The organism is Corynebacterium pacaense (assembly GCF_900169525.1).
Classification (GTDB): domain Bacteria; phylum Actinomycetota; class Actinomycetes; order Mycobacteriales; family Mycobacteriaceae; genus Corynebacterium; species Corynebacterium pacaense.
In genome coordinates, this window is sequence record NZ_LT821239.1 from 312,630 (window position 1) to 326,167 (window position 13,538).

Annotated in this window: 7 protein-coding genes, 1 pseudogene and 2 CRISPR repeat arrays (1 of these 10 only partly in view); of the genes and pseudogenes, 5 read left to right on the plus strand and 3 right to left on the minus strand. The window is 62.8% G+C overall.

Annotated features, from left to right (window positions below; all coding sequences use genetic code 11):
• Positions 1-2: 2 nt before the first annotated feature.
• On the minus strand, positions 3-728 hold the full coding sequence (locus B7E02_RS14265) for a hypothetical protein (protein WP_080792321.1): 726 nt from the start codon (positions 726-728) through the stop codon (positions 3-5).
• A gap of 63 nt (positions 729-791) precedes the next feature.
• Here B7E02_RS14265 and B7E02_RS01665 point away from each other — a divergent pair, with 63 nt between their 5' ends.
• The 4 genes from B7E02_RS01665 (at position 792) to B7E02_RS13910 (ending at position 9,267) form a co-directional block, all read left to right on the plus strand.
• Positions 792-1,328, plus strand: coding sequence for a peptidylprolyl isomerase (locus tag B7E02_RS01665; RefSeq protein ID WP_080792323.1), 537 nt, complete (start codon positions 792-794; stop codon positions 1,326-1,328).
• A 69-nt stretch (positions 1,329-1,397) separates the two neighbouring features.
• Positions 1,398-2,054, plus strand: coding sequence for a rhomboid family intramembrane serine protease (locus tag B7E02_RS01670; RefSeq protein WP_080792326.1), 657 nt, complete (start codon positions 1,398-1,400; stop codon positions 2,052-2,054).
• A gap of 120 nt (positions 2,055-2,174) precedes the next feature.
• Positions 2,175-7,084: direct repeats of the CRISPR family, unit length 28 nt; unit sequence GGACCATCCCCGCCTGAGCGGGGAGAAC.
• Positions 7,085-7,207: 123 nt separating this feature from the next.
• Positions 7,208-8,806 carry an LGFP repeat-containing protein gene (locus tag B7E02_RS01675; protein WP_080792329.1) on the plus strand — a complete coding sequence of 533 codons (1,599 nt, stop codon included), beginning with the start codon at positions 7,208-7,210 and terminating at the stop codon, positions 8,804-8,806.
• An 8-nt stretch (positions 8,807-8,814) separates the two neighbouring features.
• Positions 8,815-9,267 carry a hypothetical protein gene (locus tag B7E02_RS13910; RefSeq protein ID WP_143336596.1) on the plus strand — a complete coding sequence of 151 codons (453 nt, stop codon included), beginning with the start codon at positions 8,815-8,817 and terminating at the stop codon, positions 9,265-9,267.
• Between the two features lie 150 nt (positions 9,268-9,417).
• Here the strand turns inward: B7E02_RS13910 and B7E02_RS14870 are convergent, their stop codons facing one another.
• Together B7E02_RS14870 and B7E02_RS13915 are read right to left on the minus strand one after the other, a co-directional pair.
• On the minus strand, positions 9,418-9,477 hold the full coding sequence (locus B7E02_RS14870) for a hypothetical protein (RefSeq protein ID WP_080506467.1): 60 nt from the start codon (positions 9,475-9,477) through the stop codon (positions 9,418-9,420).
• 72 nt (positions 9,478-9,549) lie between these two features.
• Positions 9,550-9,930 (minus strand): annotated as a pseudogene (locus B7E02_RS13915) (recombinase family protein).
• 62 nt (positions 9,931-9,992) lie between these two features.
• Between B7E02_RS13915 and B7E02_RS14270 the strand changes: the two are divergent.
• Positions 9,993-10,331 (plus strand): hypothetical protein, encoded by a 339-nt coding sequence (locus B7E02_RS14270; RefSeq protein ID WP_179129615.1) that lies wholly within the window; start codon positions 9,993-9,995, stop codon positions 10,329-10,331.
• Positions 10,332-13,538: a CRISPR direct-repeat array (repeat unit 28 nt; unit sequence GGACCATCCCCGCCTGAGCGGGGAGAAC); it runs 5,609 nt beyond the window's last position.

Sequence of the window (13,538 nt, forward strand, 5' to 3'; positions counted from 1 at the left end):
TCCTACTTGTCGCTCTGGTCGCGCTGCGGTGCATTCCTGGCGTCGAACTCCGCCTGGACCTCTTCACCGATCTCCTCCGCGGCCGTGGTGTCCGGGGTGATGTCAGCGGCGTCCGTTGGCTGCTCCTCGGCCTCCGCGGCCTCATCGGCCTCATCGGCCTCATCGGCCTCATCGGCCTCGTCCACGAGGTCCTCGGGAACCTCCGGGTCGGTCTGTCCGGTCTGGGTCGAGTAGACCAGCTTTGATTCCCGATCGCCCTGCTCCTCGACGCGCGGAGGGACGGTGCCCGGGGTGGATTTGCGGTTGAGCAGTACATAGGCGGCGCCGGCGATACCGGAAACTACCACCGTTGCGATGGAGAGCTTGCTGAAGGTTCCCAGACCCTTCCGCTCCGCCTTCTTTGCAGCCTTTGACGCCTTGACCTCGGCCTTCGCTGCCTTGCGACGCGCCTTCCTGCTCAGCTTCCCGCCGGTGGTTGCCAGTTCCGTGCTCTTCTGCTCGGCAAGATCGCGAGCCTTCTCAAAACGCGCCCGCGCAGCCCTTGTGACGTTGCCGGCTGCCGCAACCGTGTCGTCGTAAAGCTCTTCTGCCTTGGGAACGTACGTTTCAGCAGCCTGCGACAGGGCATCGTAGGTTTCGGAGGCCTTCTTCTCCCGGTACTTCCTGAAGGAATCATATGCTGCGCTCGCTCCGTTGAGGGCGAGCTGGAAGTTGGATAATGCGCTCATGGAGTTCTCCTTGATATGGGAAAGAGGTCTATGGCAAACCACATTAGTGAATCTGGTGGCGCTATGATGGAACGCATGACTTTGAAGACCGCAACCGCGATCCTGCACACCAACCGCGGAGATATTTCCGTTGATCTCTTCGGCAACCATGCTCCCGTGACCGTCGAGAACTTCGTTGGCCTTGCCAACGGAACCAAGGAGTACCGCTCCGAGAACGCCTCCGGAACCACCGAGGGTCCCTTTTACGACGGCAGCATTTTCCACCGCGTCATCGACGGTTTCATGATCCAGGGTGGAGATCCCACCGGCACCGGCCGTGGCGGCCCCGGCTACAAGTTCGCCGATGAGTTCCACCCCGAGCTCCGCTTCGATCGCGCCTACCTGCTGGCGATGGCGAACGCGGGCCCCGGAACCAACGGTTCCCAGTTCTTCATCACCACCACCCCCACCCCGCACCTGAACAACGCCCACACCATCTTCGGTGAGGTCACTGATCCGGAGTCGCAGAAGGTCGTCGACGCCATCGGCACCACCGCCACCGACCGCATGGACCGCCCGACTGAGCCGGTTGTCATCGAATCCATCGAGATCGTGGAATAACTCCTTCTCATCCAGTTGAACAGGTCCCGCCATTGATGGTGGGACCTGTTTTCATATAAAGGCACCTTCTTGAAGCTCTCAGCGATCTACCGTCAGGCACCGGCCAGCACCGCCATCTCTCTTGGGATCATTGCCGTGTACCTGGTCACCGCGTTTCAATCCCATTCGGTCCTGAACAACCTCTGGGACAGTCGGCTCGCGGACGACTGGATCCTCTGGGCACCCGCCATGGGAAGCGGTTTCGGGCCGCTCAGGGCCGTCGGCGCGATGTTCCTCCACATCGGACCCGGGCACATGCTGATGAACCTGCTGCTCCTGTGGTTGCTCGGCCGAGAGATAGAGGGATTCTTCGGCGCCTGGCTGTTCACCCTGATCTACTTCGTCGGTGGGATCGGAGCCTCCGCGGCGGTGGTGTGGTTCGATCCCCTTTCACCGACAGCCGGCGCCTCGGGCGCAATATACGCGATGATGTCGATCCTCGTCGGATTGTTTGCCGTCCGGGGCGGGGATCTGAGGGCGCCTTTGGCACTGATCGCAGTCAACCTCGGCTACACCTTCCTCGCGGTGAATGTCTCACTGTGGGGACACGTGGGTGGACTCATCGCCGGCGCACTGCTCGCCTGGCCACTTGTCCGAGCAAGGACCCGCAGAACTCAGTGGGTGATCGCACTTCTGGGCCTGGTGATCGTGGTCGCCGCACTTTTGCTCGGTATTCCCCAGAAATGACGCGGCATCCTGCTATGGGAAGTGAGGATGCTGGTCGGGCGCGAATTGCCCCTTCTCCGTACTGTCTTCATGGAGCAGGATAGAACTGGAGCGGGCGTGGGCCTGGATCTGGGAGGTGTGGGACCATCCCCGCCTGAGCGGGGAGAACGCGGTGCGCGTCTCAGCGTGAGCGTGCTTCTCCGGACCATCCCCGCCTGAGCGAGGAGAACACGATCGCCGAATCCCTCGACAAGCTGGGGCAGGGACCATCCCCGCCTGAGCGGGGAGAACCCCCCACGTGGGCCACCGGCGTCGTGATAGTGCGGACCATCCCCGCCTGAGCGGGGAGAACCAGTTCCAAAACATGTAGTTCATGTTTGTAACAGGACCATCCCCGCCTGAGCGGGGAGAACGTCGAGCGGATACCCTCGGGGAGTCGTGCCTGGGGACCATCCCCGCCTGAGCGGGGAGAACCCAGGGCTTCTGCTGGTGAGGCGAGGGCTGCTGGGACCATCCCCGCCTGAGCGGGGAGAACTCGACCTCGATGCCTGCCCCGCGCACGTAGTCCGGACCATCCCCGCCTGAGCGGGGAGAACTTGACATGACCCCACCATTTTGAGAAAGGAGAGGGACCATCCCCGCCTGAGCGGGGAGAACTTGACATGACCCCACCATTTTGAGAAAGGAGAGGGACCATCCCCGCCTGAGCGGGGAGAACCCGACGAGAGCGATGAGTTCGTCCTTGGACTTGGGACCATCCCCGCCTGAGCGGGGAGAACGCCGAAGTAATCGACATCGCCGAGCGACTGAGCGGACCATCCCCGCCTGAGCGGGGAGAACCGGGCCGACAGCACCAGCAGCGCCTGTATCACCGGACCATCCCCGCCTGAGCGGGGAGAACACCCGCCGCGTCCACCACGAGCTCACCCACGAGGGACCATCCCCGCCTGAGCGGGGAGAACTCCGCAAATACGGGCAACCCACCAGCCCCAATGGGACCATCCCCGCCTGAGCGGGGAGAACGACTTTGTGGCCTTCTTCGTGGCGTTCTCGATCGGACCATCCCCGCCTGAGCGGGGAGAACCGCATGTGAGGGAGCGCGGTGGCGGTGGGCTGGGGACCATCCCCGCCTGAGCGGGGAGAACTACTCGTATCCGATACCCGGAATGCCATACCAGGGACCATCCCCGCCTGAGCGGGGAGAACCCCCTTTCAGGCTAGTGCTGCTGGTGTTAATAGGGACCATCCCCGCCTGAGCGGGGAGAACTCTTCATGATTCTCTCCTGTCTTGGAGCTGGTGGGACCATCCCCGCCTGAGCGGGGAGAACTTTTGTGCGTGATTCCGGTATGCGCATCCCACCGGACCATCCCCGCCTGAGCGGGGAGAACGTCGGAGAATGTCCCCGCGCCGCCGATCGCCTCGGACCATCCCCGCCTGAGCGGGGAGAACCTAATAGCGAGGAACCCCCCACCCGCGAGGACAGGACCATCCCCGCCTGAGCGGGGAGAACTGCCGGCGCGTGAGGAGCGGGACATCGCGGAGGGGACCATCCCCGCCTGAGCGGGGAGAACAGCCAACCCCCACAGGTGCGTTCTCGCGCCGGGGGACCATCCCCGCCTGAGCGGGGAGAACCCCGACCCCTGGGCGCGCCCGAGCCCACGACAAGGACCATCCCCGCCTGAGCGGGGAGAACTCACCCAGCCCGCGAGCGAGAATGATGCGGGCCGGACCATCCCCGCCTGAGCGGGGAGAACGGTGAGCGTGAGCGATCCTGCGGACGCGGACAGGGACCATCCCCGCCTGAGCGGGGAGAACCAGTTTAAGATCGCCCATTCCGGGGGAAGCTCCGGACCATCCCCGCCTGAGCGGGGAGAACGATTCCGCGCCTGCTCACGATCGGGTGGGCTGGGGACCATCCCCGCCTGAGCGGGGAGAACGAGAGGAACACCGTGATATTCGATAAGCAACCGGGACCATCCCCGCCTGAGCGGGGAGAACCTAATGGCGAGGAAGCCGCCACCGGCGAGGACAGGACCATCCCCGCCTGAGCGGGGAGAACCCGCGGGCTGTACTCATTGATCATCGACCTGACGGACCATCCCCGCCTGAGCGGGGAGAACGGTCGTGGCTACGGATCGCTGGGATGGCGGGGGGGACCATCCCCGCCTGAGCGGGGAGAACACCACATTCTCCAGCGCAGCGAGAAGGCCGGGGGGACCATCCCCGCCTGAGCGGGGAGAACGGCGCGCCCAGGGGTCGGGGCAACGCTGGAGCAGGACCATCCCCGCCTGAGCGGGGAGAACCTCACCCGGGCGGGAAACCAGGGGTGAGGGGCAGGACCATCCCCGCCTGAGCGGGGAGAACTCCTTACCCCCGGCCGCAAGCTCGTCTTGTTGCGGACCATCCCCGCCTGAGCGGGGAGAACCGCATATCTCGAAGAAGTCCGCGACGGGAAAACGGACCATCCCCGCCTGAGCGGGGAGAACATGTCCAGCTGTCGGCGCGTGTCCACCTTTGGTGGACCATCCCCGCCTGAGCGGGGAGAACGAGGGTGGGGGCGATTTTGGCGTTTGCTAGTAGGGACCATCCCCGCCTGAGCGGGGAGAACCACTCCCATCACATGCGCCTGCGCCTGCACACAGGACCATCCCCGCCTGAGCGGGGAGAACGGTCGTGGCTACGCATCGCTGGGATGGCAGGGGGGACCATCCCCGCCTGAGCGGGGAGAACGCGCGCTCCTCGGGGGTCATATCGGCAAGGGTCGGACCATCCCCGCCTGAGCGGGGAGAACGCGGGGCCGTACCACCGAACAACCATCTTCACGGGACCATCCCCGCCTGAGCGGGGAGAACACCTCCCCCGAGCCACTGTTGTAGTTGCCGCCGGGACCATCCCCGCCTGAGCGGGGAGAACCACTCCCATCGCATGCGCCTGCGCCTGCACACAGGACCATCCCCGCCTGAGCGGGGAGAACGCGGGTGATGTGCTCCGCAATCAGCTCCGCGGCGGACCATCCCCGCCTGAGCGGGGAGAACCTCCTCATCGCCACGACACGCCCCTGCATCCGCGGACCATCCCCGCCTGAGCGGGGAGAACCAGAACGGCGGGTTTTCGTCTGCCCCGTGTACAGGACCATCCCCGCCTGAGCGGGGAGAACGAATTGCCTCAATTTGCGCAGCACAACGCAATAGGGACCATCCCCGCCTGAGCGGGGAGAACCCGATGATTAAGGATGCTCAGGTGCAGGTCGCGGGACCATCCCCGCCTGAGCGGGGAGAACTCCGCTACGGACCCGTCAGCCCGGTATCGAACGGGACCATCCCCGCCTGAGCGGGGAGAACAACCTCAGCAAGTTCAGGGCTGGTGGGCAACAGGGACCATCCCCGCCTGAGCGGGGAGAACTCACGGTCTGCATATACGCATCCATCTCCTCAGGGACCATCCCCGCCTGAGCGGGGAGAACCTGTCCTTCCGGGACACTGCCCCTCACCCCTGGGGACCATCCCCGCCTGAGCGGGGAGAACTCACCATCAGGATCATTCGACAAATCTGAGCCCGGACCATCCCCGCCTGAGCGGGGAGAACACCACCGGCCTTGCCTGCATAAATCGCGGCGAGGGACCATCCCCGCCTGAGCGGGGAGAACCATTCGCGTCGTACCCTGAGCCTCGGCCCACGACGGACCATCCCCGCCTGAGCGGGGAGAACGCGACAAGCTGGCCTGCAAGGTAGGTGTCCACCGGACCATCCCCGCCTGAGCGGGGAGAACGTCGCCTTCGTGGGCGCCTGCAGAATCGCCTTCGGACCATCCCCGCCTGAGCGGGGAGAACCCAGGGCCGGATGTCGGTAGTCGGTATCCTCCGGGACCATCCCCGCCTGAGCGGGGAGAACGTGTAGTGATTGAAAAATTATGAGCAGTTCGGGGGACCATCCCCGCCTGAGCGGGGAGAACTTATTGATGAGGTGAATCGGACATCGGCGCGTGGGACCATCCCCGCCTGAGCGGGGAGAACGAGTCCGTGTAGTCGTGGTTCCACACGCGCAGGGGACCATCCCCGCCTGAGCGGGGAGAACGCGGGCCTGAAAGATTCTGTTTGACTACTTGTGGGACCATCCCCGCCTGAGCGGGGAGAACCCGTCATCGACAGTGACCCCGGCTCCGCCCGGGGGACCATCCCCGCCTGAGCGGGGAGAACCGTCGGTAAAGCTGCCGTCGTCGCGAAGACGCGGGACCATCCCCGCCTGAGCGGGGAGAACGCTCCGAGGGTCGGGTGCTGCTCCAAAATGATAGGACCATCCCCGCCTGAGCGGGGAGAACTGGTCGGATGACGGCTCGCGGTTTTCGGTGTCTGGACCATCCCCGCCTGAGCGGGGAGAACGCCTGCGTTTCAGCCAGCGCGTACGCGCCGCCCGGACCATCCCCGCCTGAGCGGGGAGAACGTACATGTACCCGTTGCGACGAGGCTGGGTGGCGGACCATCCCCGCCTGAGCGGGGAGAACGGTATCTCCCTGCGCCATGACTACTCATTCCCAGGACCATCCCCGCCTGAGCGGGGAGAACGGTGCGCATCGGTGCGGGAGCGGGCTGCGGCGGGGACCATCCCCGCCTGAGCGGGGAGAACGGCCTCCCAGATCACAGTGCAGGAGGGGTGCGAGGACCATCCCCGCCTGAGCGGGGAGAACAAACCGCCGCGCTGCTGGTTGCCCTGCTGTGGGGGACCATCCCCGCCTGAGCGGGGAGAACTGAAACACGTGTCACCACTTGCATAACATTTTGGGACCATCCCCGCCTGAGCGGGGAGAACTTCGAGAAGCATCTTGAGCAGCTGTTGTACTCGGGACCATCCCCGCCTGAGCGGGGAGAACCCATATCCGCGCTCGGTTGTTGACTTCCTCGACGGACCATCCCCGCCTGAGCGGGGAGAACTCGACGACCACAGTCACCTGGCCGTCATGCTGCGGACCATCCCCGCCTGAGCGGGGAGAACGGCGGTGTTGCCGGCGGCGAGGGTGTCGCCGTCGGACCATCCCCGCCTGAGCGGGGAGAACCCACAAGGTGTCACCCGTCTGGGGGTGGGCTATTTCCTGATCGAAACATACATGTCACTTTCAACTTTCTAGCAGGTTATAGTCAGAAAAATAATATTAATGCTTTCGCAAGGAGTGCTTTAGGTGTTTCGAAGAAAACTGGTCGGTGCGCTCGCATCGACCCTAATCGCTGTGGGCTTGCTATCCCCGGTGGCTACCGCGCAATCGGAACGGATTATTGCCCCGGAGGACCGTGACACCTATGTCTCAGAGTTCCAATACGATGTGAATAATCCCCCAGTCGTTGATGGTGTCGGCGGTCTCACGGAGGCTGAAATCGCTGAGATCCAGGACAAGATCCAGCAGGCAGAGGCCTCCGGCCCACCGCAAGATGAGATCATCCCCGGTCAGATGTGGTCGGACAAGGTCGGCATCCCCGAGGGTTACGACAAGACAGAAGCCGACCGCTCCGAGGTCGCGATCGCCACAGAGCAGTCCCAGCCGCAAGCACGGACATTCATGGCAACGGCGGAGCGGTGCAAGTCGTTCTGGTTGATCCCGTTCAAGGTGTGCGGGGAGATCCTGGATCGCTACGAGGCTCTGGGCGGAGAAACCAGTTGGCTTCTGCTGCCCATCGAACACCAGTCGATCAACCCCGACGGCCAGGGCCACCGTCAGCGGTTCGTCGGCGGCGTCATCTACCAGCACCCCGATACCGGAGCGCATGCGGTCTCACCGATGACAATGGCTCTGTGGCAGCGTCACGGCTGGGAAGCCGGCTGGCTTGGCTACCCTCTCGGCGGTGAAGTTCCGGTGGAAGGATCCACCACCATTGACGGTGAGATCAGCGGCTGGGTTCAGCAATTCCAGGGTGGGCGCGTCTACCGCACCCCAATCTTGGAAGGCTTTCAGATTGCCAGTATCAACGGAGTCATCCTCGATAAATGGCTCGAATTGGGGGGACCTTCAGGGTATTTAGGATTTCCAATAGCTGATGAGGCCGGGGTCACAGATGGAATGGGACGTTTCAGCATCTTCCAAAGAGGAGAAATCTATTGGGCCCCCGGGCTAGGGGCTCATGCTGTTTCTGGGACGATCCTGGACGACTGGAAAAGTGCAGAGGGGCCAGCTGGAGATTTTGGCTACCCAATTGCCCCGATGGAATGGGTTGATGAGTTCACTTACATCCAGAGTTTCGAAGGTGGAGAAATCCAAGGCGAAGTCTCTCAGGGTTTTGCTCCACGCGGTCTAACCAGTCAGTACATACAGGCTGATTCCCAGGAAGAAGCAGATGCTTATTTTGATGCGATTGAAGATGAGTGGATTGCAGAGAGTCTAGGATCCCCCGGGATTTCCCTTATGCAGAAAGGTGCACCTGTTACGTATGGACCATGCATCCTAAAGCCAAACAATATTCATATAAGGACAAAAAGTGGGGAGAGTGATTTCGGAATTGTAGGGTTTAAGCCATCGACAACTTGCACTAAACCGGTTTCATCAATCCAGCACACAACAAACTTAAGGTATAAATACTATCAGTGGTGGTTGAAGGCAGCTTCTGCAACTGCATATTCAGATCCGGGGCTCACCACAACGCTTGTTCAGAAAAACATAGAACACCATTGTCGTGGACATGTTGATACCTGGTTTTGGGGCACTGCAGCTGGTGTCATTAACTACGGCGGAAAAGAATATTACGCTAGGGTTTATCCGGACATCGCAAGATTTTCCTGCCGGGTATAGGAACAAGAGTGGCAACCTCATACGAGCTGAAGCATTTTCCTCAGAGAATCTATATCTGTTATCTGCAGGAGTCTTTGCAGCTTAGGCAAAGGGTCCTGGCGATCGTTCCCACTCTTGAAGACGCAAGAGCTATTGCGAAACGTCATAATGACTCCATGTTTCATGTCTATTGGAGTGAATGCGCCGTGGATTGTGGCAAGAACTCTAGTTGGCGCCCGGTCCATGGAGAACCGGTCATTGTTGCTTTCAGCCCTGGTTACAGCATGGAGGAGGGGGCTTGCCCAGGCGGTGAGGAGCCGGTTGATGTTCGAACCTTCCTGGATCGAAATACTGCAGTGAACTACCTGAGGTGGTTCGACCGAAATTTGTCTCCCGAATTTTGGGAACACGAATTTTGGGAGGTTGAGCTCGGATGGGAAGCATCAGGACTCAAGGAACTGATGAAGAGTTGGCAAGAATAATAGCTGGCGGCACAATTGGGAAAGCATCCATCTATCAGTCCCAGTCAACATGTCTCCCGTGTAGAGGACTTCTGAAAATGACAGTCCCGCTTGGAAAAGTACCACCCCAGGACCGCAACGTGCCAGTAGTTATCTCTATGTCAGGGCCGGTCAGCTGTCAGCCAGCGTGCGGTATAGGGTGGCCCTACTGATACCAAGGTCTGTGGCGATAGCTACCTTGGGCTCACCTGCTGCTGCTCACCTGCTGCTGCTCACTGCCGTGCTTCTTCGGCCTTTCTGTGGTCAGGGCGCGTTTGCGGCCTTTATATTTGCCGGCCTTTTCGCCAGGGCTATGCCCTCAGCCTGCCGCTCCCGGATAATCGATCGCTCAAACTGAGCGAATGAGCCGAGGATGCCCAGCATGAGGTTGTCTCAGGAGATCTCCCGACCCGTCGCAAAGGTCAGTCCTTCTTTGATGAAGTGCACGCTCGCACCCTTCTCAGCGATCTGGTCGATCAGTCCCTGCAGATCAGTCAGGGAGCGGGCCAGTCGGTCAATCGAGGCGATCAGCAGTTGATCGTGTTCACGCAGGAAGCCGATGCAGTCTTCGAGTCCTGCCCGATCATCTCGCGCTGCCGGGCGAGGTTCTACTCCGCGGTCGAGACCCGGAGATACGAGACGCACGGTCCCCGATGGGTAGCACTATCTTCTCGCTGGTTCGTGGCCACGATCGTGGCAGTCTCGTCTTGGTCGACGTCGTCATTCCTGGACTCGTCGTCACTGACGGCCTCGCTGTCATAATCAATGGTGTTCTGCCAGGCGGATGGGTTCCAGCCGTCGAAGCGCACGTCGCGCGGATGAAAGTGCTGGACCTCGCTCCATTGCTGATCGCCTCGATAGAGACGGGCTTTGATGACGTGTTTATAGACCCGCTGCACCGACAGTCGCCCCACGGGCTCGCCCGAGAGTCCGAGGTAGGTGGCATGACCGGGGTTGCTAGAGTGCTGTTCCAGAGCCTGCCGCCGTCATCGAGAATCAGATCCGTGTCGACCTGCTCGGCCTCATCCACCCAGGAACGACCGTAGGGACCATCCCCGCCTGAGCGGGGAGAACGCACACCTGTCGAGGATTTGGGCGTTGATCAGAGGACCATCCCCGCCTGAGCGGGGAGAACAAATCATCCACCCTGCCGGTCCACACAAACCCGGGACCATCCCCGCCTGAGCGGGGAGAACGCCGCCGCGATGGCCGAGCTGGCTAAGGGCGGGGGACCATCCCCGCCTGAGCGGGGAGAACGTGCCGGAGGTATGCCCACCCCACGGGCCGCCGGGACCATCCCCGCCTGAGCGGGGAGAACCGATGGCCGGACTCGCACGATTTGCGACAGGTCGGACCATCCCCGCCTGAGCGGGGAGAACTTGAGCAGCGCATTCAATGTCGCCACCTCCGACGGACCATCCCCGCCTGAGCGGGGAGAACGACACGCCTACCTGCTTCACGGGCCAGTTGAACGGACCATCCCCGCCTGAGCGGGGAGAACGCCTCCGTCCGCGGCCCATAGCTGACAGTCACCGGACCATCCCCGCCTGAGCGGGGAGAACGCCAGCGCGTACGCGCCGCCCTTACCATCGAGGGGACCATCCCCGCCTGAGCGGGGAGAACCGCATAAATCGTTGCCAGCTTATTGTCCTGACGGGACCATCCCCGCCTGAGCGGGGAGAACTTATTGCGCAGCAGGTCGCGGCGTTGGATTATCGGACCATCCCCGCCTGAGCGGGGAGAACAATTTGGTGAGATTCCGGTTTCGTCCCCTGAACGGACCATCCCCGCCTGAGCGGGGAGAACTAAGCCGGTCGCTCCGCATGCGGGCAGGGTGTCGGACCATCCCCGCCTGAGCGGGGAGAACTCGAGTGTATCAGGTGGTTGTCTGTGTTGGGGGGGACCATCCCCGCCTGAGCGGGGAGAACTCAGTAGTCGACGCCGCCAGGCTCAGAGCATCCGGACCATCCCCGCCTGAGCGGGGAGAACCCGATCTCGGCGCGGGGGATCGTGCCCTTCGGGGGACCATCCCCGCCTGAGCGGGGAGAACATTCTACATGGACAAGTCAGGGCGCAAGTGGGGGGACCATCCCCGCCTGAGCGGGGAGAACTGTTGACCAGGAGTGCGGGCTTAGACGGCTGTGGGACCATCCCCGCCTGAGCGGGGAGAACTGCGCCTTCAAACGCAGATCCCAGCCCCCCCGCGGACCATCCCCGCCTGAGCGGGGAGAACAATGTGACAGGCGACGCAGTGACGATTGATTCAGGACCATCCCCGCCTGAGCGGGGAGAACATGCTCACCGATCTAGGGCAAAGGTTCCAGGCGGGACCATCCCCGCCTGAGCGGGGAGAACATACCAATAAAGCCAGTGACCGCGTTGATTGCCGGACCATCCCCGCCTGAGCGGGGAGAACCGAAATCATCTCCTATCTGCTGGCCGCGACCTTGGACCATCCCCGCCTGAGCGGGGAGAACGAAGTCGAAGCGGAGGAGCCGAAGATCGAAGACGGACCATCCCCGCCTGAGCGGGGAGAACCGGCCCAGGCTGGGGTGTACAGCACCGAGCGAGGGACCATCCCCGCCTGAGCGGGGAGAACAATATTGGGCGGTTGACTGCGCCGGTGCGGGAAGGACCATCCCCGCCTGAGCGGGGAGAACCAGGCCCGGAACCTTGAAGGTGCTGAGAAGGGGGGACCATCCCCGCCTGAGCGGGGAGAACATACCAATGAAGCCAGTGACCGCGTTGATCGCCGGACCATCCCCGCCTGAGCGGGGAGAACCCGCTGGCACATCGAGGAGGCACCGCACGGTTGGGACCATCCCCGCCTGAGCGGGGAGAACTTGCTGGCCGCCGTCCTGAAAACAAACAACACGGGACCATCCCCGCCTGAGCGGGGAGAACACAGAGGCAGCGTGTCAGAGCGGAAACCCGGTGGGACCATCCCCGCCTGAGCGGGGAGAACAGTGCGCCGTGCTTGGCCTGCATGGCCAGCCCCGGACCATCCCCGCCTGAGCGGGGAGAACCGCGCGCCTTCTTCCGGGTGATGAGTACCTCGGGGACCATCCCCGCCTGAGCGGGGAGAACAGCTGCTGGATGCCCTTACGCACCTGATCAACCGGACCATCCCCGCCTGAGCGGGGAGAACAATCTGGACGGGGCATTTGTCGAGGATCTGTTCGGACCATCCCCGCCTGAGCGGGGAGAACTGACTACTAGGGAAGGGTGGTTTTGTGGGCGTCGGACCATCCCCGCCTGAGCGGGGAGAACAAATCCGTGCACACGGTGAGGACAGGCCCGGTCGGACCATCCCCGCCTGAGCGGGGAGAACTAACATGGCTTTGGGAGAGTGTCGTCAGCCCGAGGACCATCCCCGCCTGAGCGGGGAGAACTCACACAGAAAGGGGCCGTAATGACCCAGCTGAGGACCATCCCCGCCTGAGCGGGGAGAACCGCGTGATTGTCCCCGGCCACCGTGGTGCCAGCGGACCATCCCCGCCTGAGCGGGGAGAACAAGGAGTGGTCGCCGGGTGAGGGCGATGATCCGGGACCATCCCCGCCTGAGCGGGGAGAACGGATACTGCTCTGGCCGAGTCGAAGACGCAAAGGGACCATCCCCGCCTGAGCGGGGAGAACCTCACCTTCCTTGAGGAGTGGGATCTCGCAAAGGGACCATCCCCGCCTGAGCGGGGAGAACCTGCTGACGCCGAGGTGGTGCTCGGAGTCGCCCGGACCATCCCCGCCTGAGCGGGGAGAACGGAACCGCCCGCCCCAGATCGGAGACTGTTGCCGGACCATCCCCGCCTGAGCGGGGAGAACAAGCACTGGCCAACCTCGTCAACGCCGGGCTGAGGACCATCCCCGCCTGAGCGGGGAGAACGAGTCCGATAGCGCTGCCATCAACACCACCACCGGACCATCCCCGCCTGAGCGGGGAGAACGTAGAGACTGACTCTTCCGGTATGAGCTCCATGCGGACCATCCCCGCCTGAGCGGGGAGAACGTCGGAGGATAACCGGGCACTCGTGTTTCCGCAGGACCATCCCCGCCTGAGCGGGGAGAACGCATCCAGGTACTCATCGCCATATCCCATGCGCGGACCATCCCCGCCTGAGCGGGGAGAACCTATTTTGCTGCACCCGCAGGCGCTGACGAAGCGGACCATCCCCGCCTGAGCGGGGAGAACATCCCACAGAGATTTGAAAACCTCCCACACGCCGGACCATCCCCGCCTGAGCGGGGAGAACATCACG